This window comes from Brevundimonas aurantiaca (genome assembly GCF_014199955.1).
Taxonomy (GTDB): Bacteria; Pseudomonadota; Alphaproteobacteria; order Caulobacterales; family Caulobacteraceae; genus Brevundimonas; species Brevundimonas aurantiaca.
The window spans coordinates 104,903-128,414 of record NZ_JACHOQ010000001.1 but is presented as its reverse complement, the minus strand read 5'-3'; the positions used below and the strand labels follow the sequence as shown (position 1 = coordinate 128,414).

Sequence of the window (23,512 nt, the reverse complement as noted above, 5' to 3'; positions counted from 1 at the left end):
GGCGGCGCGGGCGAAATCCGCCTGATGAGGGGACACCTATGAATCTCGATCTCTATTCCGACCGCGCCAAACAGGCCGTCCAGTCGGCCCAGTCGCTGGCCCTGGCCCGTCGCCATCAGCAGTTCGCCCCCGAACACCTGCTCAAGGTCCTGCTTGAGGAGCGCGACGGTCTGGCCAGAAACCTGATCACCGCCGCCGGCGGCGACGCCCGTCGCGCCGAGGCCGATGTCGAAACCGCCCTGAAGAAGCGCGCCCAGGTCACGGGCGGCTCGGGCCAGCTGTATCTGGACGGCGACACCGCCCGCGTCTTCGCCGCCGCCGAAGAGTCCTCAAAATCCGCCGGCGACGCCTTTGTCACTACCGAACGCCTGCTGGCGGCCCTGGCCAAGGAGGGCGGAACCGCCGCCCAAGTGCTGAAATCTGCCGGCGTGACCGCCGACAAGCTGGACGCCGCCATCGCCGAGGTGCGCAAGGGCAAGACCGCCGACAGCGCCGCCGCCGAGGACGGCTACGACGCCCTGAAACGCTATGCCCGCGACCTGACCCTGGCCGCCCGCGACGGCAAGATCGACCCGGTCATCGGCCGCGACGAAGAGATCCGCCGCACCATCCAGGTCCTGGCCCGCCGCACCAAGAACAACCCCGTCCTGATCGGCGAGCCCGGCGTGGGCAAGACCGCCATCGTCGAGGGCCTGGCCCTGCGCATCGTCAACGGCGACGTGCCCGAATCCTTGCGCGACAAGACCGTGATGGCGCTGGACATGGGCTCCCTGATCGCCGGCGCCAAATACCGCGGCGAGTTCGAGGAGCGGCTGAAGGCCGTGCTGTCCGAGGTCTCGGCGGCCGAGGGCGGCATCGTCCTGTTCATCGACGAGATGCACACCCTGGTCGGCGCCGGAAAGGGCGACGGCGCCATGGACGCCTCCAACCTGCTGAAGCCGGCCCTGGCGCGCGGCGAACTCCACTGCGTCGGCGCCACGACGCTGGATGAATACAGGAAGCACGTCGAAAAGGACGCCGCCCTGGCCCGCCGCTTCCAGCCGGTCTTCGTCTCCGAACCGACGGTGGAGGACACGGTGTCGATCCTCCGTGGACTGAAGGAGAAGTACGAGGTCCACCACGGGGTCCGCATTTCCGACAGCGCCATCGTCGCCGCCGCCACCCTGTCGAACCGCTACATCACCGACCGCTTCCTGCCGGACAAGGCCATCGACCTGATCGACGAGGCCGCCAGCCGCGTCCGCATGGCCGTGGACTCCAAGCCCGAGGCCCTGGACGAGATCGACCGCCGCCTGGTGCAGTTGAAGATCGAGCGCGAGGCCCTGAAGAAGGAGACCGACCAAGCCTCTCAACACCGGCTGGAGAAGCTGGAGGACGAGATCGCTGATCTGGAAGGCCAGTCCGATGACCTGACCGCCCAGTGGAAGGCCGAGAAGGAAAAGGTCGGGCAGGGCGCGCAACTGCGTGAAACCCTGGACCGTCTGCGTCTGGAACTGACCAACGCCCAACGCGCCGGCGACCTGGGGAGAGCGTCCGAGATCGCCTACGGCCAGATCCCCCAGATCGAGAAACAGCTGGCCGAGGCCGAGGCGAACGAGGCCGACAGATCCGGCCCCCTGACGCCCGAGGTGGTCGACGCCGAACAGATCGCCGCCGTCGTCAGCCGCTGGACCGGCGTGCCCGTCGACAAGATGCTGGAGGGCGAGCGCGAAAAACTGCTGAAGATGGAGGAGGCCCTGTCCGCCCGCGTGGTGGGCCAGGACGAGGCCTTGGCCGCCGTCTCCGACGCGGTGCGCCGCGCCCGCGCCGGCCTGAACGACCCCAACCGGCCTTTGGGCAGTTTCCTCTTCCTGGGCCCGACCGGCGTGGGCAAGACCGAACTGACCAAGGCGCTCGCCGACTTCCTGTTCGACGACGAGGCCGCCATCACCCGGCTGGACATGTCGGAATATATGGAGAAGCACAGCGTCAGCCGCCTGATCGGCGCCCCTCCCGGCTATGTCGGCTATGACGAGGGCGGCGCCCTGACCGAGGCCGTGCGTCGCCGCCCCTATCAGGTCGTCCTGTTCGACGAGGTCGAAAAGGCCCACCCCGACGTCTTCAACGTGCTGTTGCAGGTGCTGGACGACGGCCGCCTGACAGACGGGCAAGGGAGAACCATCGACTTCCGCAACACCCTGATCATCATGACATCCAACCTGGGCAGCCAGTATCTGGCCGATCAGGGCGAGGGCGAGGATGTGGAGGCCGTCCGCCCCTTCGTCATGGACGCCGTCCGCGCCCACTTCCGGCCCGAGTTCCTGAACCGGATCGACGAGATCATCCTGTTCCACCGCCTGGGCCGCGACCAGATGGGCGGGATCGTGCGGATCCAGCTGTCACGGTTCGAAAAACTGCTGGCCGACCGCCGCATGACGCTGGACCTGGACGACGCCGCCCTGGCCTGGCTCGCCGACCGCGGCTACGACCCGGCCTATGGGGCGCGGCCGCTGAAACGGGTGATCCAGAAGGAGCTGGTGGACCCGATTGCGAGGAAGCTGCTGGCCGGCGAGATCGAGGACGGCGGGGTGATTGCGGTGACGGCGGGGGCTGGTGGGCTCACCATAGGCAAAGCCCAAGTCCATTAGTTCCTTGTGATCCCGGGCCGCGTAGCGGACCCGGGATCGGGAAGGCCAGGGTGCATCGAAGGCTGATTAAAGCCGAAGCTGACTAAACAGCGCCAGGCCAGTCCGATGCTGCTTCTGCCTTTCGATCAATTTTACGATTTGATTTCAATAGGTCGGCGTAGAAATTCTTGAACAACTGAGAATTCGGATCGAGAGCCTTTCCTTGCATTGCTGCGAGCTTACCTTTGGCGATTAGCCAAACTTCAAACGCTCCGAGTCCTGGATGCCCGTGGTCCTCCTCCGGCTCGTCATTGAAATTTATCGTCGAAAAAACCCTGAGAACGGAGATGCCCCCAATCTCAACGATCCGTCTGCACTGCTCAATTGCTTTGGGGATTTCCCATATCGGGCGATCATCCATTGAGTAGTCGATGAATTTAACATTGAACGGCTCACCTTTTCTTATAATTATGGGCATGCAGGATAAGAAAGCCTCTTCTAAGTCCGGACTACTCATGTCCTTTGCGACGTAAATCACACGATCAATTTGAGGTTCAAGCCCCGATGGCGAATTAAATCTGTAACGGCTATTGGTCACGAAACCTAGAAGCGCCGGATTGAACGATATGCTCCACATACATTCTAGCTTCCCGTCGCACTCTTCAAGATCGGATTTCCAAAATCCATCAATCGACATCGGCACAAACTGAGTAACAAATAGGTGTTTTAGCTTCTCAAAGTCGAATATTAGCCATGGGTCCACAACTAGATCCATGGCTGCCATTTTATCCGACCGAGCGCGTCGTTTCATGTATTTCGTGAACCGGTCTCGTTCTGGAAATTCTGCTGCATCATAGAGCATGGCTTTTGAGACCGGCGCGGCTTCCAAATGACCACCGACGGGCGCCGCATCGATTAACTCGACCTCGCCCCAGAGATGCTTAGGCCAGTCATCGATGTCTGCGACGCCCTCAGCGCGACCCGCTAGAACTGCCACGGTAAGGCACAAACTCTCGATCAACTCTTCCAGCCGGTAAGGAAGAACTCGCAATCCATCCCAACACCTGTTGACGATGGTCGAAACGCTAGCGTCGTGCTGAGGAGAGTTAGCCAGCGTTACGACGTACTGTGGCAGAGGGCCGCCACTCCTAAAATCCCGGATGCTGGGGGCAATGGCCGCCCTTGCTGATTCAATGGCGCGGGTCGGAGAACTGAGGTCCAGCGCCGCCACCGAGACTAGTTGCACATCTTCGATCGATGAAACGCTCTCTCTGGTCGGGACAAGCCAATTCTGCTCGTCGTCGATCCAGCTTGAAAGCAACTCCGGTACAGTCCGCCACCGAAACGCTCCTGGGTATGTGTTTCTTTTTATTCCGGTCCAGACCGTGGCGGAGGAACGAAATTGATGGAAAACATTATCGATTGTATTTCTATATATCCATTGATCTATTACAATTTCCAACGCGCTTTTTCTGGTCGGGTATATTTTTATTTTTTCGACATCAGAAATTTTTTCTGATGGAAAATGAATGCGGATCGATTTCTCTCGCAAATCTTGCAGGGCATCTTCGTTTGTAACGTTTATGAATAGGCCGTGCTGTGCCTCTAGTCGCCAAAGATTAGATACATCTATTTCAACTATTTCTACCCCTTCTGCTATCTCAAGCACGTCTCGAGGAAAGCAATATATTACCGATCTCGAATTGGGAGGATTTTCTCCTTCCGTCTTGGAAAATAGAAGGGCCACTTCGGGAGAAGTCGTCAGATCGAGAAAAGTGGTCGGTACGCTGTAGTGTTGGGCGATGGCTATCATCGCTGACATGGACGACCAGTAGGATGCCATTTGCGGGACCGCTTGAGCCCATTCTAGGAATGCAGCCAACTCGGCGGCTGCACGAACCTTTTCTTCGCCATCGCGCCTTGAGAGTGAGGGCAATAGCTTGGGCCAATCATGAGTTTGGCCCCGGAAAAAATTGACTCGTCCCGCCACAAGCAGTTCTTGGCATTTCGCGACGGCCTCTGCCGCACTCCCAACGCTGATGTCCATCAAAAATCTCCTTCGATCCAAAATCGCCGAGGTTGTGGGGTGAGGTCTGAGATGTCTCCTAAAGGTTGAGCGCGCTCTAGCCTAGTAAACTGTAGCTTCTGACGGGTGGGACGGTAACAGGCGGGGTGATGCTGGTGATGCGGCGTAGAACCCCTCCGTCACGCCGCTTCGCGTCGCGCCACCTCCCCATTTCATGGGGAGGAGACAGGCAAGGGCCGTCGCACCGTCTCCTCCCCGCCTGCGGGGAGGGGGACCGCCGCGCCGCTTGCGCGGGGGGGAGGGGCTCTGGACGCCGCACGAGGCGGACGCCCCCACGCCGGGTTATAGGCGAAAGACCCTCTCCCGCTTGCGGGGGAGGTGGCCCGGCGTCCGCGTAGCGGACCAGGGTCGGAGGGGGAAGTGTCGCCAAAAAGGAAGACTTCCCCCATCGTCAGGCGTGTCGCTGCGCGCCACGGCCTGACACTTCCCCCGCAGGCGGGGGAAGATTTGTGTCGCCTCCGGGCCGCTCCCTCAGGCGTAGTTGAAGCTGATCGAAATCCGGTCGGACTTGGCCTGGTTGGTCGGCACCTCGTGGCGCAGCCAGCTTTCCCACATCAGCACCGTCCCGGCCTGGGGCCGCAGATAGACGAAGGGGCGTTCGGCCTCGGGGGCGGCGTCGGTGACGCCGGGGCGGGCCATCATGAAGGGCAGGCGGGGGTCTTCCAGCTTCAGCGAGGAGGCGCCGTCGGGCACGTCGATATAGACGGTGCCGGACAGGAAGGCGTGGGGGTGGATATGGCTGGTGTGGCCGCCGCCGGGCTTCAATATATTGACCCACAGATTGTCCAGACGCGGCTTCCGGGCCAGGTCGAAGTTCAGCGCCTGGGCATAGGCCAGGGCGTGGCGGTCCAGATGGCGTTTCAGCTCGGCGAACTCGGGGAAGCGCTGGGGCAGGTCGTTGAGAGAGGCGTAGGAGGTGTAGCCGCGATAGGCGTTGTCGCGGCACCAGCGGCGGCCGGCGGCGTCTTCTTCGGCCATCATCCGGACCACCTCGATCAGCTGGGCGTTGAAGGCGGGCCAGCCGCGTCCCTCGGCGAGGGAGGCTTCATAGACCTGGGTGACGAAGAGGGGGCGCAGGGACATGGGGCCGGGATAGCCGGTCTGGCGCGGGGCGCAAGGCCTCGCCGTCGCAGCCGGGGAGAAGCGCTGGGCAGGGGCGCACGATCCGGCTAAGACCGGGGCATGTTCAAGTCCGTCCTTGTCGCCAATCGCGGCGAAATCGCCTGTCGCGTCTTCCGCACCGCCCAGCGGATGGGGATTCGCACCATCGCCGTCTATTCCGAGGCCGATGCCGACGCCCTGCATCTGCGGGCGGCGGACGAGGCGGTGCTGATCGGCCCGGCGGCGGCACGCGAGAGCTACCTGGACGGGGCCAAGGTGCTGGCGGCAGCCAAGGCGACGGGGGCGGAGGCGATCCATCCCGGCTATGGCTTCCTGAGCGAAAACGCCGACTTCGCCGAGGCGGTGGCGGCGGCCGGCCTGATCTGGATCGGGCCGGACCCGGCCTCGATCCGGGCCATGGGGCTGAAGGACGCGGCCAAGGAATTGATGATCCAGGCCGGGGTGCCGGTGACGCCCGGCTATCAGGGCGCGGACCAGTCGCAAGCAACCTTGACGGCCGAGGCGGCGCGGATCGGCTATCCCGTGCTGATCAAGGCCGTGGCGGGCGGCGGCGGCAAGGGGATGAAACGGGTCGATGATCCGGCCGACTTCGCCGCCGGCCTGGCCAGCGCCCGGCGCGAGGCGGCGGCCGCCTTCGGCGACGACCGGGTGCTGATCGAACGCTACATCACCCGCCCGCGCCATATCGAGGTGCAGGTGTTCGGGGATCGGCACGGCGAGGTCGTCCACCTGTACGAGCGGGACTGCTCTCTCCAGCGCCGCCACCAGAAGGTGATCGAAGAGGCGCCGGCGCCGGGCATGAGCGAGGCCGTGCGCGCCGCCGTGACGGATGCGGCGATCAAGGCGGCCAAGGCCGTCAACTATGTCGGAGCCGGGACGATCGAATTCATCGCCGACGCCTCGGACGGGCTGAAGGCGGACGGCGTCTGGTTCATGGAGATGAACACCCGGCTTCAGGTCGAACATCCGGTGACCGAGAGCGTGACCGGCGTCGACCTGGTCGAATGGCAGTTCCGGGTGGCGGCCGGCGAGCCCCTGCCGCTGAAGCAGGATCAGATCCGCCTGAACGGCTGGGCCATGGAGGCCCGCCTCTATGCCGAGGATCCGGCGACCGGCTTCCTGCCGTCGATCGGCCGTCTGGACCATTTCGTCATGCCCGAAGGAATTCGGGTCGACACCGGCGTGGAACAGGGCGGCGAGGTCAGCCAGTTCTACGACCCGATGATCGCCAAGCTGATCGTCCATGAGGACACCCGCGAGGCGGCGGCGGCGCGGCTGGCCGAGGCGGCGGGCGAGGTCGAGGTCTGGCCGGTCAAGACCAATGCGGGCTTTCTGAAACGCTGCCTTGACCATCCGCGCTTCGTGGCGGGGGATGTGGATACGGGGTTCATCGCGGCGGAGGAGGCGGCCTTGCAGCCCGCCGACGCGCCGGAGGCGGTTCTGGCCGCCCTAACCCTGGTCGCGGAGGCGGCGACCGAGGTCGAGCCGGTCGGGTCCGACCGGTTCAACCCCTGGGGCGGACAGCCGGGCCTCTCCTACGGTCTTCGACTGAACACCTCGCCCCAAACCACCGTCTGGGCCCGTCTGGACGGCGAGGCCGTCTCAGGCCCGGTCGCCCCGGTCGAAACCGGCTGGCGCAGCGCCGAAGGCCTGACCGCCCAGATCGGCTTTGATCAGGTTCAGGCCGGCGATCGCCTGTTCGGCTATCAGGCGGTCGAGGACGGCTTCGTCCTGTTCGTGGACGGAGAGGCGCGCCGCGTCACGCCGTACCGCGCCGCGACGAGCGCCGCAGCCGGGGCGGTGTCTGACGGCTCTCTTCGCGCCCCCATGCCGGGCAAGGTCGTCGCCGCCCCGGTCAAGGCGGGCGATGCCGTGACCAAGGGGCAGCCGGTCGTGGTGCTGGAGGCGATGAAGATGGAGCATGCCCTGACGGCGCCCTTCGACGGGGTTGTCGAAAGCGTCGCGAGCGTCGGCGATCAGGTGGGGGAGGCGGCGGTTCTGGCGGTGGTCAAGGCGCCGGACTGATCGGGGATCAAAACCCGATTCCGCCCAGGGGGCGGGTCAGGATGGACTCATCCATCTTGGCCATCAGGCCGTAGACGGCTCGCCAGGCGCCGCTGGCGCGCAGATCCCGGCTCCAGGACTGGTGGGTGGGCTGATCGACCCAGACCTCCGTCACCCACAGGGTTTCCGCGTCGGTCAGGTCGTGGGCGACGATGTAGGAATGGCATCCGTGTTTCTTCACGGCCGGATCGGTCAGCAGAAGCGCCAGTTCGTCGCGGCGGCCGGGATGCGCCGTCAGGCGCGTAATCAATCCGTACATGGTCGTTCCGTTGCGCCGTGAATGAGAAGAAGGCACGGACCGCACCCTAAGGTCCGACCGTAAAGAGAAACTGGCGAAGGCCCTTAAGGGAGATTACGTGGTCGCCATGCCGCTTCACATGATCAAGCTGGGCGTCGGGGTGCCCGACGTCGAATGGCTGGAACGCCGCGCCGCCAAGGGCGGACCTCTGGTGGTCCACACCCGAATGACGCCCAAGCGCGCTTCGGAAATCGAGGACGGCGGGTCGCTGTACTGGGTGGTGAAGGGCGTGATCGTCTGTCGCCAGCCGGTTCTGGACATCACGACCCTGGGCGAGGGCAAGCAGAGCCGGTGCGAGATCATGCTGGAGCCTCGGGTGATCCGCACGGCGCCCCTGGCGCGGCGGCCCTTCCAGGGCTGGCGCTATTTCGAGCCCAAGGACGTCCCGCCTGATCTGGACACGTTGGACGCCGGCGAGGCGCCGGAGGAGCTGGTCCGTCAACTGCGTGAACTGGGCGCCTGGTAGCCAAGACCTCAGAGTTTTTGGGAGTTGACCCCGACGATCCCGCATGGCCTGTGCCGCGTCCGATGATCGCGCTCAGCTCCCAGACCCGCACCGCCTTCCACGACCTGCTGAACCTGGCCTGGCCGGTGATCCTGGCGCGGATCGGCATCATGACCATGGGTCTGACCGACGCCATTGTCGTCGGCAATTTCTCAAGCCGCGAACTGGCCTTCCACTCTCTGGCCTGGGCGCCGACGTCCATCGTGGTGACGACGGCGGTCGGTCTGATGCTGGGCGTTCAGGTGATGACCGCGCGGATGCTGGGCGAGGGACGGCGGCACGCGGTCGGCTCGGTGCTGCGCCGGGGCCTGACCTATTCTTTGCAGATCGGCGTGGTCTCCATGATCGCCCTGATCGTGGTCGGACCCTGGGGACTCGGCAAGATGGGCCTGGAAGACGGTCTGGCCGAGGGGGCGAGCCCCGCCCTGATCGTCTTCGCCTTGTCCATGCCCTTTTATCTGATCTCGGTGACGGGCCAATTCTTCCTGGAAGCCCTGGGGCGGCCCAAGCCCGGCATGGTCGCCATGTGGGTCGCCAATGGGGTCAATCTGACGCTGAACCTGCTGTTGGTGCCGGATCTTTTGGGGATCGGCTTCAACGGCGCCTTCGCCTCGGCCTGGGCGACCTTCGGGGCGCGGGCGGCCCTGGCGCTCTTTCTGGTGGTTTATATTCTGCGCCTGCCCGAGGCGCGCGCCCTGGGTGTATTCGACAAGCCCGAACGCGATCCCCAGGCTGCGCGGGAACAGGTCAAGGTCGGCCTGGGCGCCGGCGCCTCCTATTTTATCGAGGTCGGAGCCTTTTCCGGTTTCACCTTCTTCGCCGGCCAGATCGGCGCGGCCGAGACGGCGGCCTGGGCCGTGGTGCTGAACGTGTCGGCCATTGTCTTCATGCTGCCCATGGGGCTGTCCTCGGCGACGGCGGTGCTGGTGGGACGCAGCTATGGCGCCGGCGACGGGCGAGGGGTGTTGCGCGCCGGTCTGGTCGGCCTGGGCGTCGTCACGGCCCTGACCTTCGTCGTCGCCCTGGCGGTCTGGCCCAGCGCCCATCTAATCGTCGGCGCCTATAACCGCGATCCGGCGCTCCTGGCCATCGCCGCCCCGGCCCTGGTGCTGGCGACCCTCTTCTTCGTCGCGGACGGAATCCAGGTGGTGGCCGCCCAGGCGAACCGCGCGGCGGGCGACGTCTGGTGGCCGACCATCCTGCATTTCACCGCCTATGGGGCTGTGATGATGCCGCTGGGCTGGGTCCTCGCGCACCAAATGGGCGTGAACGGCTTGGTGTGGGCGGTGGTCATCGCCAGCCTTGCCTCCTCGACCCTGTTGACGGGGCGATTCATCCGTATTGCGCGCCGTCTGCCGCAAGGCGTTTGAGGAAACCGCGCCGCCGCTCTATATCCCTGCGCTTCCCCGAACTCCTGGACGATCATGGCCCGCATCCTCATCACCTCGGCGCTGCCCTACATCAACGGCATCAAGCACCTGGGGAATCTGGCGGGCTCCATGTTGCCGGCCGACGTCTGGGCGCGGTTCAAGCGGGCTCAAGGCCATGAGGTCCTCTATATCTGCGCCACCGACGAGCACGGCACCCCGGCCGAGCTGGCCGCCGCCGCCGCCGGTCAGGACGTCCGCACCTATTGCGACGAGCAGCACGAGATCCAAAAGGCCGCCGGCCAGGCCTTCGGCCTCAGCTATGACTGGTTCGGCCGGTCGTCCAACCCGCAGAACCATCGCCTGACCCAGCATTTCGCCGAGGCCCTGGAGAAGAACGGCCTGATCGAGGAGCGGGTGGATCGGATGATCTATTCGATCGACGACGCCCGTTTCCTGCCCGACCGCTATGTCGAGGGCACCTGCCCCCACTGCGGCCATGTCGGCGCGCGCGGCGACCAGTGCGACAACTGCGGCCGGCTGCTGGACCCGACCGACCTGATCGACCCCTATTCGTCGGTGTCGGGCTCTCGGAATCTGGAGGTGCGCGACACCCGCCACCTTTATCTGCTTCAGACCAAAATCGAGCCCCAGATCCGCGCCTGGGTCGACGGCAAGACCGGCTGGCAGACGCTGGCCAAGTCCATCGCCTACAAGCATCTGGACGAGGGGCTGATCGACCGGGGCATCACCCGCGACCTGGCCTGGGGCGTGCCGGTGACCAAGGACGGCTTTCCCCGCCCGGGCATGGAGGACAAGGTCTTCTACGTCTGGTTCGACGCCCCCATCGAATATATCGCCGCGACCGAGGAATGGGCCGAGGCGACGGGCCGGACCTGGCGCGACTGGTGGCGGCTGGACGAGGGGGCGGAAGACGTCCGCTATGTTCAGTTCATGGGCAAGGACAACGTCGCCTTCCACACTGTCAGTTTCCCCGCCACCATCATCGGCTCGGGCGAGCCGTGGAAGACGGTGGATCAGCTGAAGGCCTTCAACTGGCTGAACTGGTACGGCGGCAAGTTCTCGACCAGCCAGAAGCGCGGCGTCTTCATGGACCAGGCGCTGGAGCTGCTGCCGGCCGACTACTGGCGCTGGCGCCTGACGGCCTATGGGCCGGAGCACGCCGATTCGGCCTTCACCTGGGAGGATTTCCAGGCCTCGACCAACAAGGACCTGGCCGATGTACTAGGGAATTTCGTCAACCGGATCGTCAAGTTCGCCGAGTCGAAGTTCGACGGCGTGGTGCCCGAGGGCGGCGAGGCGGGACCGGTCGAGATTAAGCTGGAGGCCGACATCCGGGCCGCCGTGGCCGAGGCGACCGAACAGTTCGAGGCGATGGAGTTCCGCAAGGCCGCCGTCGCCGTCCGCGCCGCCTGGGTGCTGGGCAACGAATATCTGCAGGTCGCGGCCCCCTGGACCGCTCTGAAGACCGATCGCGACAGGGCGGCGGTGGGCGTGCGCACCGGCCTGAATCTGGTGGCCTTGTTCGCCCGGCTGGCGGCGCCGATCCTGCCCTTTTCGGCTGAGAAGATCGCCGCCTCGGTCGGTTCGACCGATCTCAGCTGGCCCGCAGCGGACGAGGACTTGCTGAACCGTCTGCCGGTCGGCGGCAAGGTCGAGGCTCAGGGCGTGCTGTTCGCCAAGATCGAAGACGCCCAGGTCGCGGAATGGTCCGAACGCTTCGGCGGGGCGGAGTAGGGCGACCGCCTCAGTCCGCCTGCAGGCTCCCGCAGAAATGGGCGTGCAGCACGTCCATGACCTGAACCGCCGCCGGATGGACGATGAAATAGGTCAGGGTGCGGTGGTCGCGGCGAACGTCGATCACCCCCTCGTCCTTCAGCTTGGCCAGATGCTGGGACATGGATGTAGGGGCCATGCCGGTCTCGGCGATCAGGGTGGAGACGTTGCGCTCTCCCTGGGCCAGGGCGCACAGGATCAGCAGCCGGTGCGGACTGGCCAGCCCCTTCAGAAACGCCGCCGCCTGATCCGCTCGGGCCGGAAGGCCGTCGAAGACAGCGGTCATCGGTAGGTCTTTACATTTCATATTTCGATCATATCATAAATATCGAAATTGAAAAGGAGGCCGTTATGGCCAAGGACTATACGGCGCTGACACGCGACATCTCGGCCTATATCGGCGAACTGCGCCGGGCGCAGCCGGGGCCGATGCAGGCCTTTTCGGAACTGGCCGGCGACCGCCGACGGCGCCCTGGACAAGAAGACCAAAGAGCTGATCGCCCTGGCGATCGGCGTGTCCCAGCGGTGCGACGGCTGTATCGGCTTTCATGCCAAGGCGCTGAAGGATTTGGGCGCGACGCGCGACGAGATCGCCGAAGTCATGGCCATGACGGTCTATATGGGCGGCGGCCCGGCCCTGATGTACGCCGCCGACGCCCTGCGCGCCTACGACCAGTTCGCCGAGGCCGACTAACCCTCGATGATCGGCAGACCGGCGGCGTACCAGGCCTGGATCCCACCGGTCAGGTTGAACAGCGGCTGACCCTCCGGCCCGGTCGGGCCGATGAAGGCGCAGACCTGATGGCTGCGACCGCCCTTCAGGCACATGACCACGATCTTGCGGTCGGCCGGAAGGTCCAGCGCCTGCCAGGCTGCGGGCATGGCGCTGAGCGGGGCCAGGATCGCGCCCTCGACGTGGGCGGCGGCGAACTCGTCCGCCTCGCGCACGTCGATCAGCACGGCTTCGCCCGCTTGCAGCCAGGCGGCGGCGGTTTCGACATCGACCGTCGCGACCGTCATGCGGCGGGCGCAGTCGGGGCGGCGGGCGCAGGGGCGGAACTGTCCTCAATCCGCTTTTGGCCCATGTGTTTGGCCGCTTCCTCGGGACTTATCTCGATGAAGGCCGGCGCCGAGGCGTTGAACTCATCCATATGGCCGGTGCGGACCACCACCTGACGCGCGCCGTCCCAGATCATATGCAGGGCGACGTACAGAACCACGACCAGACCGAAATAGCCGATCCAGCGGAAGCGGTGCAGCAGGCGGGCGATATAGGTCGCCGCCACACCCATCAGGGCGATGGACAGGATCAGGCCGAAGACCATGATCCAAGGGTGTTCGTGGGCGGCGCCGGCGACGGCCAGCACATTGTCCAGCGACATGGTGATGTCGGCGATCATGATCTGGAGCAGGGCGGCGCCGAAGGACTTGCGCTTGACGCCCAGCTCTTCGGGCGAGGGGCCGGTGCCGTGCTCGATGCTCAGGGCGAGCTCCAGCTCCTTTTCCGCCTCGGCCTGATCGTGGGTGCGCTGCTCCTGCAGTTCTCGCCACATCTTCCAACAGACCCAAAGCAGCAGAAGACCGCCCGCCAGCAGCAGCCCGACCAGGGCCAGCAGCTGCACGGTGATCAGGGCGAAGCCGATGCGCATGACCACGGCGGCGGCCAGGCCGATCAGAATGGCCTTCTTGCGCTGTTCCTGGGGCAGGGCGGCGGCGGCCAAGCCGACGGCGACGGCGTTGTCGCCGGCCAGGACCAGATCCATCAGCAGAACCTGGCCCAGCGCGGTCGCTTGGCTGGCGAGTTCGGGAGAAGAGAGGATTTCCATGGCGGCTCCTTAACCTCGCCCGCGCCGTCTGTCAGCCGCGTTGCGCGCGCGCAGCCTCATAAAGCGCCACGGCCGCCGCATTGGAGACGTTCAGGCTCTCGAATCCGCCCGGCATGGGGATCTTGGCCAGGACGTCGCAATGTTCGGCCACCAGACGACGGATGCCGTCGCCTTCGGAACCCATGACCAGGACCGTCGGCTGGGCGTCCAGCGCCTCTTCCAGCGTCTGCTCGGCCGAACCGTCCAGGCCGACCGCGCGCCAGCCCAGATCCGCCAGTCTTTCCAGGGCGCGCGACAGATTGGTCACTCGCGCATGGGGCAGGCGTTCGGTGGCGCCGACCGCCGCCTTGGCCAGGGCGCCGGCCAGGGCGGGCGCATGGCGATCCTGAACGACGATTCCTCGCGCCCCAAAAGCCAGGGCCGAGCGGAAGACGGCGCCGACGTTCTGCGGATCGGTCAACTGGTCCAGCATGACGATGACCCCCTGGGCCGGATCGGCCAGATCGTCCAGCGACACCCCTTCCAGCGGCTGGACCTTGAAGGCCAGACCCTGATGGACGGCGCCGGGCGGCAGCATGCGGGTCAGGATCTGACCCTCGACCACTTCGATCTTGTGGCCATGCGCCAATCGGCCCTCCTCGATTTCGGCGGCGCGCTCGGGCGTGGCCAGCAACCGGCCCATGCCGCGCCGCGCCGGATTCGCCAGGGCGGCGAGGACGGGGTGACGGCCCCACAGAAAATTATCGGCGTCCGCCTTGCCGCGATCGGGCGAACGCGGGGTTCGGCTGGCATCCTCTCGGCCGGAAAAGCCTTTTGTGACAGGCTTTTGGCCCCTTTCCCGCGGGCCGGAAGATGGGTTTGCTGGGATTGGCTTTTTACCGCTTCTACGGTCGTTGCGTTCTGATTTCGACGACACTATAAGACGCCCTCCGATTTGGAGCCCCAAGGGCTTTCGGGTCTGGGCGCCCCCTCTATCGCAGAGGAGGCGACATGCCGAAGGCTTTTGTTTCGTCCCGCTTGATTATGGGCGGAACGAGGGGTCCGGCGGTTCGACAAGGCGCGTTGGGGGAATGTCCCGAGCGGCAAAGGGGGGGGACTGTAAATCCCCTGCGTAAGCTTCGAAGGTTCGAGTCCTTCTTCCCCCACCACGCGCCTTCGAACACGACGGATCAGGACGACGGAGAGGAATCGGCTGCGGCGTTCCCCGGAACTTCCGCAGTCTCCGCGCGGGTATAGCACAATGGTAGTGCAGCAGCCTTCCAAGCTGAGGATGTCGGTTCGATCCCGTCTACCCGCTCCAGGTTTTTAGATCAGCATCGCGCCCCTCAACCCGGGCCATCAGGAGTTTGGCCATGGCCAAGGAAAAGTTCGAACGCACGAAGCCGCACTGCAACATCGGCACGATTGGTCACGTTGACCACGGCAAGACGACGCTGACGGCGGCGATCACGATGACGCTGGCGAAGGCCGGCGGCGCCAAGGCGATGAACTACGCCGACATCGACGCTGCGCCGGAAGAGAAGGCGCGCGGCATCACGATCAACACGGCGCACGTGGAATATGAGACGGCGAACCGTCACTATGCGCACGTCGACTGCCCCGGCCACGCCGACTATGTGAAGAACATGATCACCGGCGCGGCCCAGATGGACGGCGCGATCCTGGTGGTTTCGGCCGCTGACGGCCCGATGCCGCAGACGCGCGAGCACATCCTGCTGGCCCGTCAGGTGGGCGTGCCGGCCCTGGTGGTCTTCATGAACAAGGTCGACCTGGTCGACGACGAAGAGCTGCTGGAGCTGGTCGAGATGGAAGTGCGCGAGCTCCTGAGCTCGTACCAGTTCCCGGGCGACGAAATCCCGATCACCAAGGGTTCGGCCAAGGCCGCGACCGACGGCGTGAACCCGGAGATCGGCGAACAGCGCATCCTGGCGCTGATGGAGACGGTCGACAGCTACATCCCGCAGCCTGAGCGTCCGGTGGACCTGCCGTTCCTGATGCCGGTTGAAGACGTCTTCTCGATCTCGGGCCGCGGCACCGTGGTGACCGGCCGCGTCGAAAAGGGCGTGATCAAGGTTGGTGAAGAAGTCGAGATCGTCGGCATCCGTCCGGTCCAGAAGACGACCTGCACGGGCGTCGAAATGTTCCGCAAGCTGCTGGATCAGGGCCAGGCGGGCGACAACGTCGGCGTTCTGCTGCGCGGCACCAAGCGTGAAGACGTCGAGCGCGGTCAGGTTCTGTGCAAGCCGGGTTCGATCACCCCGCACACCAAGTTCGTGGCCGAGGCCTACATCCTGACCAAGGAAGAGGGCGGCCGTCACACCCCGTTCTTCACCAACTATCGTCCGCAGTTCTACTTCCGCACGACCGACGTGACCGGCATCGTGAAGCTGAAGGAAGGCGTCGAGATGATCATGCCCGGCGACAACGCCGAGCTGAACGTCGAACTGATCACCCCGATCGCCATGGACCAGGGCCTGCGCTTCGCCATCCGTGAAGGCGGCCGCACTGTCGGCGCCGGCGTCGTGGCCAAGATCGTCGAGTAATCGACGGTCCAAACGACCCGAAGACCTCAGCGGCCCCCGGAGAAATCCGGGGGCCGTTTTGCTTTCGGTCCCGTTGCTCTACGGTGAAGCCTGGGGGAGATCCAATGGCTTACGGAGACGAGGACTATAAGACCGCGCGGCTGAGGTTCGCCCCGCCGCCACAGACGTTTCCGCAGCGTGCGATCGACCTGGGCGATCGGGATCCGTTTGCGCTGAGCAAGAGGGGCGTCTGCTACATCCTGTCTGAGACCCTGGTGGACGTATGCGGACCTGTTCCCGTCTATAGCTCCCGCCTGGTGCAGAAGGTGACCGGCGGCGACGGCCTTCAGACCTGCGCCAGCTTCGAGATTACGTTTGATCCCGCTCACGAACATCTAGTCGTCCATACCGCCAGTGTCTTGCGGGATGGAGTGCGCCGGGAGGCCGCCAGTCCGGCGGCGTTTGAACTGCTGCGGCGGGAGTTGAACCTCGAACGGGCCATGTACGACGGTCGTTTGACGGCGCACATGATCATTCCCGATGTGCGCATCGGCGATGTCGTCGAAACAGCCTTCAGCATCGTCGGGGCCAATCCAGCCCTGGCAGGACGCCTAAGTCAGCACTTCCGCCTACAGTGGTCGTCGCCTGCGATCGAGACGGATTGCCGCCTTCGCGCTCCCGAGGACCGGCGCCTCGCGATGCAGACCCGGGGCGCGGTTCCGCCGGTCGAGGACACGGTCGAGGACGGGGTGCGCCAACTGCGCTGGCGCATGATCGACGCGCCGGTCTACATCTATGACGCGGATACGCCCGCATCCTTTGTCGGCCACGCCGAGGTCCACATCGCCGACAGCATGACCTGGTCGGACGTCTCCGACCTGTTTCGCGAGGCCTATGCGACGGACGTTCTGCCGGCGGGCCTGGAAGACGCGGTCGCCGAAATGGCCGCCGCACCCCACACGGCTGAGGGGCGCGTCGCGGAGGCGCTGAGATATGTCCAGCGCCTGTTGCGGTATCATTCGATCGGCGTGGGCGCGGGCGGTTTTCGTCCACGCACCATCAGGGACATCTGGGACAGCCGGTATGGCGACTGCAAGGACGCGTCTCGTCTTCTCGTCGCCATTCTCACGCGGCTGGGCTTCAAGGCTTGTCCCGCCCTGGTGAATACGCAGTTGCGCGAGGGGCTGGCCGAGGCGCTGCCCCATGCAACGGCCTTCGACCACTGTATCGTGCGGGTGGAGGTCGACGGACAGGCCTGGTGGTTCGACCCGACCTGTTCGCCGCAGTTCGGAAGCCTCTCCCATCTGACGCGCCCGCCCTACAAGGTCGGCCTGCCGCTGGCCGAAGATGCGGAGTTGGAGAAGATTCCGGAAGCGGCACGAAAAATGATCTGCGAGACCACGGAGCACTGGACCTTCGGTCACAAGGCCACTGATCCGGCCGAGCTCAAGCTCAGGACCGTCTATCGAGACTGGCGCGCCGACGACATGCGTCGCTGGCGTGAGAACGAGGGGCTGACGGCGTCAGCCTGCGGATGCGCGAAGGGCTGGAGTCGGCCTATGGCGAGCTATCGGAGCTGGAGCCGCTGATCTGGAGCGACGATCCCGCAGCCAACCGGCTGGAGGTCCTTGAGCATTATCGGGTTCACAGGCCCTATGCGGTCAATGAAGGGGGCGACAAGGGCGTCCGTTTCGAGTCCCGCGACGACGTGGTCGGAGAGACCTTGAAGACCCAGTACCGTCCCCGCCGCGACCAGCCCATCGATCTGGGATCGCCGCGCATCGTCAGGACGGAACGCCTCTTCGTCTTCCCCATAAAACCACAGATCACGCCGTGGCGGCTGCGTTTCGAGGGGCCAGGCGTGCACGGCGTCAGCGAGTTCAGATGGCTGGATGAATACAAGGGGCGACATCTCATCGAAGTCGATGTCGAACGCCGCATTGTTCCGGTCGAGGCGGTTCAGGACTACTTCGCCTTCTTGCAGAAAATGCGGGCGTCCAACGGCGTCAGCTTCGACCTCGCCACCAACAGGTCCGGAAAGCTGAAGAGCCCGTCGACGGGCGCGACGGGCTGGAAAAGCTGGTTGTTGGTGCTTGGGCTGGTTTTCGCCTTCGGCGCCCTGCGCTTGCTGCTGCAGGCCGCCTGATCCGCGGCGTGCTGTCGGGCTTCAGCCCGCTGGCGCCCTGAACCTCATCGCTTCGCCGCCTCGATCATGCGGGCGATTTCGGCCGGGTCGATGCTGGCGGCGGCCTTGCCGTTGACGAAGAAGGTCGGGGTGCCTTGAAGCTTCAGGGCGGCGGCCGTGGTGTGGATGTCGGCGATGTGGCGGGTGGTGTCAGGTGCGGCCAAGGTCGCCTTGGCGCGGGCCAGATCGACGCCGTGTTCGACCAGGATGCGGTCGATGGCCTCTGGCGTCAGGGCCCGCTCGGTCATCAGGGCGTCATAGACCTCGAGATACTTGCCCTGCTGATGGGCGGCCAGGGCGGCGCGGGCGGCGTATTGCGAGGTTATGTCCTCTCCCCGGTCCAGGATCGGCCAATCCTTGAAGACGAACCGGACGTCCGGATGCGCGGCCATCAGGGCGCGGTACTGGGGCGCCACCGCCTTGCAGCCGGGGCAGCGGAAGTCGAAGAATTCGATCACCGTGACCTTGGCGTCGGCCGGACCGAAGGCGGGGTCGCGGCGGTCGGGGGCCAGAAGCGCGGCGTTGGCGGCGGCGGCCTGGTTGGTTTCATCGACCCGGGCCTGCCCCTCCTTGGCCTGCAAGGCGAGGCTGGCTTCCTGCAGGACTTCGGGATGTTCCAGGAGATAGGCGCGGACATCGCTGGACCCGCCGCCGAGATAGGGCGCGGCGGCCAGGCCCAGGGCGACCACCGACACCCCCAGGGCGACATAGCCGGCGACGGCCCCGTTCATCCGGCGGGCCGGGGCGGGCGGAGCGGCGGGTGTCTCGGGCGCGGGGGCGTCGTGGGTCATGAAGTCTCGCAACAGGCGGGGAGGGGGATCAGTTCAGGGTGGCGGGACGACGGCCGGCTTCGCGGCGATCGAGGTCCAAAAGATCATCGGGCGTCGCGCCGGACGCCAGGACGATATCCACCGCCCGGCGCCATTCAATGGAGTTGGGGTCCAGCATGCTGCGGGCCCGCAGGGCGAACTGGGTGGCCTGCTGTTCCTGGCCGGCGGCGAAATAGTATTCGGCGGTCGCCAGCCGGGCCTCGCCCTCCTTGCCCTGGGCGGCGTAGGCCTGTCCCAGCAAACGCCAGGCCATGGTGTTCTCGCGCTCGGCGACCGTGGCGTGTTTGAGCTGGTCGATGGCCTCGTCGAGGTTCTTGGGGTCCTCTGTGCCGATCAGGGCGTGGGCCAGGTTGATCCGCAGCAGGGGGGCGTCAGGCTTCAGCCGCACCGCCTCGCGGTGGGCGGTTACGGCCTCGGTCGGGCGGCCCTCTTCGAAATAGATCTGGCCCTTCAGTTCCGCGAAATAGGGGTTCTGAGGGTCTTCGGCGATCAGGGCGTCCACAGCCGTCAGCGCCTTGTCGGTCTGGCCGTCCCGATACCAGGCGATGGCGCGGGCGTAGCGGCCGGGCAGGCTGACATCGGAAGACGGATAGGCCCGCAGGGTGGTGTTGGGCGGGTCCATGAAGGCGTGGATCTTGGCCAGGATCAGGGCGTGCTGGGCCATCCGCTCGGGACTGTCGCGATGGTCGTAATGGGGCTGGTCCTGCACGAAACGCCGGAGGGATTCGATCCGCTGCGACGACAGGGGGTGGCTGCGGAAATAGGGATAGCGGCGGGCGTCGGAGAAGACCTCCTGGGCGCGGAAATTCTCGAAGAAGGACACCAGGCCCGCGCCGGATTCACCGGCCGCCTCCAGGGCGCGTGCGCCGGTCAGATCGGCCTCGCCCTCCTGGCTCTGCATATATTGCAGGGCACCGATCGTGCCGAAATACTGGCTGGAGCCCAAGAGGGCGACGCCCGCATCCGGCGCGCCTGCGGCGATGGCCAGGGCGCCCAGGGCCATGGTCATGAACATCGGCTGTTTGGCCGCGTTTTGGGCCCCGTCGCGCTGGGTGTGGCGGTTCTTGATATGGCCCGCCTCGTGCGCCATCACGCCCAACAGCTCATTGGGGTTCTTGGTCCGCAGGATCAGGCCGGTGTTCACGCCCATGATCCGCCCGCGCGTGGCGAAGGCGTTCAGCTCATTGTCATTGACCAGAAGAACCTCGACGTCGGACGGGTTCAGACCCATGGAGACGAAGACCGGATCGACCCATTCGCGGATGATCCCCTCGATCTCGGTGTCGCGGATCAGGCTCTGGGCCGAGGCCTGACCGGCGGCGACGAGGGCTGCAAAGCCCACCGCCGCCGCGGTCAGAAGGCGGGATGCGGATCGGGGAAGCCACGTCATGGCGTACTCCAAAAACGACCGGCCCCCGCCTGCATCCTGACAGCTTAATCGTGACCGATCAGCGGCGCCACCACCCGCGCTTGGGCTTTTCAGGCGGGGCGACGATTTGATTGGGGTCTTCGGCGATGATGGCTTCGATATCGACCTCGGGCTTGGGCGCCTCGAAGGTTTCCAACTCCGCCGTCGCGGCCGTCAGCACCGGCTGGTCGGCCTCGACCGCCGTCGGCGTCGCTTCCGGCTGGACCGGTTCAGGCTCAGGCGTGACGGCGGCGGCTGGCGTTTCGCTTTCGACTTCGACCTCGACCTCCGCCTCGGCCGGCGTCGCGACGGTTGGGGCGGCGGCGGTCTTGCGGCGCACGCGACGGCGCTGCGGCTCGGGCTGTACGGCGGATTGCGGTTCGGCTTGCGCCTCCGGCTGAGCCTCGGCGGCGACGGTCTCGGTCAGGACCGCCGCCTCCGGGGTCTCGTCGGCGGTTTCGGCGACGGCGGCGTCCGCCTTGAGGTCCTGGGCGTCGCCGCCTCGGCCCCGACCGCGTCTGCGACGGCGCCGCGAACGTCCGCCCTCTTCGCCGCCGCTTGCCGCAGCGACGACGTTCAGACCTTCAACCTCGGCCTCGGCCGCCGCGGGGCGATCGCCGCGCTCAGCACGGTCGGAGCGGGGCTCTGGCCGTCCCGGATTCAGCGGATCGAACCAGACATAGGGATTGTCCAGCGACGGCGTGCGGCCGCGCACCCAGCTGTAGACGTCACGCTCGCCGTCCTCGCGCACCCGGCGCCCGCCGCGGCGGCCACGGCGACGGCGGCGACCGTTCTCATCGTCCTCATCGTCCGAGGCGTCGGCGACATCCATCGTATCGGCGGTGTCCGTTTCCCCGCCTTCCTCGTCGCGACGCCCGCCGCGACGACGGCGACGGTTCCGTCCGCGACCGCCCCCGTCGTGACGTTCGGCCCGCTCGCGCGGCTCGTCATCGTCGCTGTCCTCGCGGTCCAGGGCGTCCAGATCGTCGTCCTCGTCGTCGGCGATGATCTCTTCGTCGTCCTCCTCATCCTCGTCTTCATAGAGGGAGGCGTCGAAATCGTCGTCGAGGATGGGCATCTCGATCTCGGGCGCGACAAAGTCCTCGTTGGTCTCGGTACGCTCGATATTGTGTTCGCCCTGGCCCAGGCTGTCGTCGATCTGGACGATGACGTTCAGACCGCGACGCTCCAGCAGCGACTGCAGATAGGCGCGCTTGTGGTTCAGGATGTAAAGGCCGACGGCGGTGCAGACCTTCAGCACCACGACGCCCGCGCCGTTCTTGCCGGCCTCGATATCGACAGCGCGCAGGGTCATCAGGGCGGCGGATTCGGCTGAGCGGATGCGGCCGGTGCCCTGGCAGTGCGGGCACGCCTCGGTTGCGCCCTCGATCACGCCCAGGCGACGACGCTGGCGGCTGATCTCCATCAGGCCGAAGGGCGAGATGCGGCCCATCTGGATACGGGCGCGGTCGGTCGACAGGGCCTCCTTCAGCACCCGCTCGACCGTGCGGTTGTTCTTGCCTTCATCCATGTCGATGAAGTCGATGACGACCAGGCCGGCGAGGTCGCGCAGGCGCAGCTGGCGGGCGGCTTCTTCCGCCGCTTCCAGGTTGGTCTTGAACGCCGTCTGTTCGACGTTGCGTTCCTTGGTGGCGCGGCCCGAGTTGACGTCGATAGCCACCAGGGCTTCGGTCTGGTTGATGACCAGATAGCCGCCCGACTTCAGCGGCACGACCGGCTGGTGGATTTGGGTCAGCAGTTCTTCGATGCCGTTGGCCGCGAACAGGGGGCGCGAGCCGCGGTACAGGTGAACCTTCTTGGCCTGAGCGGGCATCAGCACGCGCATGAAGTCGCGCGCTTCCTTGAAGCCCTCGACGCCCTCGACCTGAATGCCGTCGAAGTCCTTGTCGAACATGTCGCGCACGGCGCGCCGGACGAGGTTCTCTTCTTCGTAGATCAGCGAGGGGGCGTGGGAGGCGAGGGTGGTCTCGCGGATCGTCTCCCACAGACGCAGCAGATACTGATAGTCGCGCTTGATCTCGGCCTTGGTGCGCTTGGCGCCGGCGGTGCGGATGATCAGGCCCATGCCCTTGGGAACGTCGAGCGCGGCGACGGCGCTCTTCAGCCGGCGACGGTCCGAGGTGTTGGTGATCTTTCGGCTGATGCCGCCGCCCTTGCCGGTGTTAGGCATCAGGACGCAGTAGCGGCCGGCCAGCGACAGCCAGGTGGTCAGGGCTGCGCCCTTGGCGCCGCGCTCGTCCTTGACGACCTGCACCAGCAGGATCTGGCGACGCTTGATGACGTCCTGGATCTTGTAGCGGCGCATCAGCCGGCGCTTCAGCCGCTCTTCGTCGGCCAGGGCGGCCTCCGGATCGACGTCGTCGCCGGTGGATTCCCGATCCAGATCGTCCTCGTCCTCGTCGTCATGCGCCTCGGCCATGATGGCTTCGCGGTCGGCGACGGGGATCTGGTAGTAGTCCGGGTGGATTTCGTTGAAGGCCAGAAAGCCGTGACGGTTGCCGCCGTATTCGACAAAGGCGGCCTGTAGGCTGGGCTCTACGCGAGTGACCTTGGCAAGATAGATGTTGCCGCGAAGCTGGCGCTTCGCGCGGGATTCGAAATCGAATTCCTCAATCTGGCGTCCGTCTACGATCGCGACCCGGGTTTCTTCCGGGTGGGCCGCGTCGATCAGCATGGTCTTTGACATGGAAAGTCTCTCTCTGGCGCGCACAAGCCGACCGTCCCGGAACACCGGGCAGGGTCATGGCGGCTCGCCGAATGGGGGTAGGGGCCGGCGCGTGCGACTTCCCTTCGCCGAGGAGGGCGAAAGAGGCTTGGTCAAGCCGTAGGGGAAGGCAGGCGGAAAGGCCCATGGAGGTCGTCGGTCCTGAACCGG

19 protein-coding genes and 2 tRNA genes are annotated in these 23,512 nt (G+C 65.6%); 11 read left to right on the top strand and 10 right to left on the bottom strand.

Annotated elements, in window-relative coordinates; translation table 11 throughout:
• Positions 1-38 precede the first annotated feature (38 nt).
• Entirely contained in the window at positions 39-2,627 is a 2,589-nt protein-coding gene (gene clpB, locus GGQ93_RS00570) for an ATP-dependent chaperone ClpB (protein ID WP_183214804.1), read from the top strand.
• Between the two features lie 82 nt (positions 2,628-2,709).
• Here the strand turns inward: clpB and GGQ93_RS00565 are convergent, their stop codons facing one another.
• Both GGQ93_RS00565 and GGQ93_RS00560 read right to left on the bottom strand, forming a co-directional pair.
• A complete protein-coding gene (locus GGQ93_RS00565; protein ID WP_183214803.1) occupies positions 2,710-4,653 on the bottom strand; it encodes an FRG domain-containing protein in 1,944 nt (647 codons plus the stop codon).
• Positions 4,654-5,163: 510 nt separating this feature from the next.
• Positions 5,164-5,775 carry a TIGR02466 family protein gene (locus GGQ93_RS00560; RefSeq protein ID WP_183214802.1) on the bottom strand — a complete coding sequence of 204 codons (612 nt, stop codon included), beginning with the start codon at positions 5,773-5,775 and terminating at the stop codon, positions 5,164-5,166.
• A 99-nt stretch (positions 5,776-5,874) separates the two neighbouring features.
• On the opposite strand from GGQ93_RS00560, the gene GGQ93_RS00555 reads away from it, so the two are divergent.
• Positions 5,875-7,839 carry an acetyl/propionyl/methylcrotonyl-CoA carboxylase subunit alpha gene (locus GGQ93_RS00555; RefSeq protein WP_183214801.1) on the top strand — a complete coding sequence of 655 codons (1,965 nt, stop codon included), beginning with the start codon at positions 5,875-5,877 and terminating at the stop codon, positions 7,837-7,839.
• Positions 7,840-7,846: 7 nt separating this feature from the next.
• On the opposite strand, the gene GGQ93_RS00550 is transcribed toward GGQ93_RS00555, so the two are convergent.
• A complete protein-coding gene (locus GGQ93_RS00550) occupies positions 7,847-8,137 on the bottom strand; it encodes an antibiotic biosynthesis monooxygenase family protein (protein WP_183214800.1) in 291 nt (96 codons plus the stop codon).
• Positions 8,138-8,243: 106 nt separating this feature from the next.
• On the opposite strand from GGQ93_RS00550, the gene GGQ93_RS00545 reads away from it, so the two are divergent.
• The 3 genes from GGQ93_RS00545 to metG all read left to right on the top strand — a co-directional run bounded on the left by GGQ93_RS00545 (position 8,244) and on the right by metG (position 11,806).
• Positions 8,244-8,642, top strand: a complete 399-nt coding sequence (locus GGQ93_RS00545; protein ID WP_183214799.1) for a DUF1489 family protein — start codon at positions 8,244-8,246, stop codon at positions 8,640-8,642.
• Positions 8,643-8,704: 62 nt separating this feature from the next.
• On the top strand, positions 8,705-10,051 hold the full coding sequence (locus GGQ93_RS00540) for an MATE family efflux transporter (RefSeq protein WP_183214798.1): 1,347 nt from the start codon (positions 8,705-8,707) through the stop codon (positions 10,049-10,051).
• Between the two features lie 54 nt (positions 10,052-10,105).
• Entirely contained in the window at positions 10,106-11,806 is a 1,701-nt protein-coding gene (gene metG, locus GGQ93_RS00535) for a methionine--tRNA ligase (RefSeq protein ID WP_183214797.1), read from the top strand.
• 10 nt (positions 11,807-11,816) lie between these two features.
• Here the strand turns inward: metG and GGQ93_RS00530 are convergent, their stop codons facing one another.
• Entirely contained in the window at positions 11,817-12,131 is a 315-nt protein-coding gene (locus GGQ93_RS00530) for an ArsR/SmtB family transcription factor (protein WP_152950662.1), read from the bottom strand.
• Between the two features lie 108 nt (positions 12,132-12,239).
• On the opposite strand from GGQ93_RS00530, the gene GGQ93_RS16515 reads away from it, so the two are divergent.
• Positions 12,240-12,539 (top strand): carboxymuconolactone decarboxylase family protein, encoded by a 300-nt coding sequence (locus tag GGQ93_RS16515; protein WP_224764412.1) that lies wholly within the window; start codon positions 12,240-12,242, stop codon positions 12,537-12,539.
• Here GGQ93_RS16515 and GGQ93_RS00520 read toward each other — a convergent pair.
• The 3 genes from GGQ93_RS00520 to rlmB are packed head-to-tail and all read right to left on the bottom strand — an operon-like array spanning position 12,536 to position 14,587.
• Positions 12,536-12,865, bottom strand: a complete 330-nt coding sequence (locus GGQ93_RS00520; protein WP_183214796.1) for a rhodanese-like domain-containing protein — start codon at positions 12,863-12,865, stop codon at positions 12,536-12,538. The genes GGQ93_RS16515 and GGQ93_RS00520 overlap by 4 nt on opposite strands.
• Positions 12,862-13,671, bottom strand: coding sequence for a TerC family protein (locus GGQ93_RS00515; protein WP_183214795.1), 810 nt, complete (start codon positions 13,669-13,671; stop codon positions 12,862-12,864). The genes GGQ93_RS00520 and GGQ93_RS00515 overlap by 4 nt, the downstream gene beginning before the upstream one ends.
• Positions 13,672-13,702: 31 nt before the next feature.
• Entirely contained in the window at positions 13,703-14,587 is an 885-nt protein-coding gene (gene rlmB / locus GGQ93_RS00510) for a 23S rRNA (guanosine(2251)-2'-O)-methyltransferase RlmB (RefSeq protein ID WP_183214794.1), read from the bottom strand.
• Between the two features lie 148 nt (positions 14,588-14,735).
• Here rlmB and GGQ93_RS00505 point away from each other — a divergent pair.
• The 5 genes from GGQ93_RS00505 to GGQ93_RS00485 all read left to right on the top strand — a co-directional run bounded on the left by GGQ93_RS00505 (position 14,736) and on the right by GGQ93_RS00485 (position 18,339).
• Positions 14,736-14,819: transfer RNA gene (locus GGQ93_RS00505), tRNA-Tyr, on the top strand.
• A 78-nt stretch (positions 14,820-14,897) separates the two neighbouring features.
• A tRNA-Gly gene (locus GGQ93_RS00500) sits at positions 14,898-14,971 on the top strand.
• Between the two features lie 52 nt (positions 14,972-15,023).
• Positions 15,024-16,214 carry an elongation factor Tu gene (tuf, locus tag GGQ93_RS00495; protein ID WP_183214793.1) on the top strand — a complete coding sequence of 397 codons (1,191 nt, stop codon included), beginning with the start codon at positions 15,024-15,026 and terminating at the stop codon, positions 16,212-16,214.
• Between the two features lie 104 nt (positions 16,215-16,318).
• Entirely contained in the window at positions 16,319-17,782 is a 1,464-nt protein-coding gene (locus tag GGQ93_RS00490) for a DUF3857 domain-containing transglutaminase family protein (protein ID WP_183214792.1), read from the top strand.
• Positions 17,728-18,339 carry a hypothetical protein gene (locus GGQ93_RS00485; protein WP_183214791.1) on the top strand — a complete coding sequence of 204 codons (612 nt, stop codon included), beginning with the start codon at positions 17,728-17,730 and terminating at the stop codon, positions 18,337-18,339. Before GGQ93_RS00490 ends, GGQ93_RS00485 begins: the two co-directional genes overlap by 55 nt.
• 44 nt (positions 18,340-18,383) lie before the next feature.
• Here GGQ93_RS00485 and GGQ93_RS00480 read toward each other — a convergent pair whose 3' ends face one another.
• From GGQ93_RS00480 to GGQ93_RS00470, 3 genes are read right to left on the bottom strand one after another with little or no spacing between them, the layout of a single operon-like run.
• A complete protein-coding gene (locus tag GGQ93_RS00480) occupies positions 18,384-19,169 on the bottom strand; it encodes a DsbA family protein (RefSeq protein ID WP_183214790.1) in 786 nt (261 codons plus the stop codon).
• 28 nt (positions 19,170-19,197) lie between these two features.
• A complete protein-coding gene (locus GGQ93_RS00475; RefSeq protein WP_152950658.1) occupies positions 19,198-20,598 on the bottom strand; it encodes a M48 family metalloprotease in 1,401 nt (466 codons plus the stop codon).
• A 58-nt stretch (positions 20,599-20,656) separates the two neighbouring features.
• Positions 20,657-23,323: an Rne/Rng family ribonuclease gene (locus GGQ93_RS00470; RefSeq protein WP_183214789.1), complete on the bottom strand. Its 2,667-nt coding sequence runs from the start codon at positions 23,321-23,323 to the stop codon at positions 20,657-20,659.
• Positions 23,324-23,512: the final 189 nt, after the last annotated feature.

Excerpts from the sequence above, each read along its gene's own strand:
- GGQ93_RS00485 (WP_183214791.1), top strand. The coding sequence starts at position 17,728 with ATGCGCGAAGGGCTGGAGTCGGCCTATGGCGAGCTATCGGAGCTGGAG.
- GGQ93_RS00555 (WP_183214801.1), top strand. The coding sequence starts at position 5,875 with ATGTTCAAGTCCGTCCTTGTCGCCAATCGCGGCGAAATCGCCTGTCGC.
- tuf (WP_183214793.1), top strand. The coding sequence starts at position 15,024 with ATGGCCAAGGAAAAGTTCGAACGCACGAAGCCGCACTGCAACATCGGC.
- GGQ93_RS00480 (WP_183214790.1), bottom strand. The coding sequence starts at position 19,169 with ATGACCCACGACGCCCCCGCGCCCGAGACACCCGCCGCTCCGCCCGCC.
- GGQ93_RS00490 (WP_183214792.1), top strand. The coding sequence starts at position 16,319 with ATGGCTTACGGAGACGAGGACTATAAGACCGCGCGGCTGAGGTTCGCC.
- GGQ93_RS00520 (WP_183214796.1), bottom strand. The coding sequence starts at position 12,865 with ATGACGGTCGCGACGGTCGATGTCGAAACCGCCGCCGCCTGGCTGCAA.
- GGQ93_RS00530 (WP_152950662.1), bottom strand. The coding sequence starts at position 12,131 with ATGACCGCTGTCTTCGACGGCCTTCCGGCCCGAGCGGATCAGGCGGCG.
- GGQ93_RS00475 (WP_152950658.1), bottom strand. The coding sequence starts at position 20,598 with ATGACGTGGCTTCCCCGATCCGCATCCCGCCTTCTGACCGCGGCGGCG.
- GGQ93_RS00560 (WP_183214802.1), bottom strand. The coding sequence starts at position 5,775 with ATGTCCCTGCGCCCCCTCTTCGTCACCCAGGTCTATGAAGCCTCCCTC.
- GGQ93_RS00545 (WP_183214799.1), top strand. The coding sequence starts at position 8,244 with ATGCCGCTTCACATGATCAAGCTGGGCGTCGGGGTGCCCGACGTCGAA.
- GGQ93_RS00470 (WP_183214789.1), bottom strand. The coding sequence starts at position 23,323 with ATGTCAAAGACCATGCTGATCGACGCGGCCCACCCGGAAGAAACCCGG.
- GGQ93_RS00550 (WP_183214800.1), bottom strand. The coding sequence starts at position 8,137 with ATGTACGGATTGATTACGCGCCTGACGGCGCATCCCGGCCGCCGCGAC.
- GGQ93_RS00515 (WP_183214795.1), bottom strand. The coding sequence starts at position 13,671 with ATGGAAATCCTCTCTTCTCCCGAACTCGCCAGCCAAGCGACCGCGCTG.
- clpB (WP_183214804.1), top strand. The coding sequence starts at position 39 with ATGAATCTCGATCTCTATTCCGACCGCGCCAAACAGGCCGTCCAGTCG.
- GGQ93_RS00540 (WP_183214798.1), top strand. The coding sequence starts at position 8,705 with ATGATCGCGCTCAGCTCCCAGACCCGCACCGCCTTCCACGACCTGCTG.
- GGQ93_RS00565 (WP_183214803.1), bottom strand. The coding sequence starts at position 4,653 with ATGGACATCAGCGTTGGGAGTGCGGCAGAGGCCGTCGCGAAATGCCAA.
- metG (WP_183214797.1), top strand. The coding sequence starts at position 10,106 with ATGGCCCGCATCCTCATCACCTCGGCGCTGCCCTACATCAACGGCATC.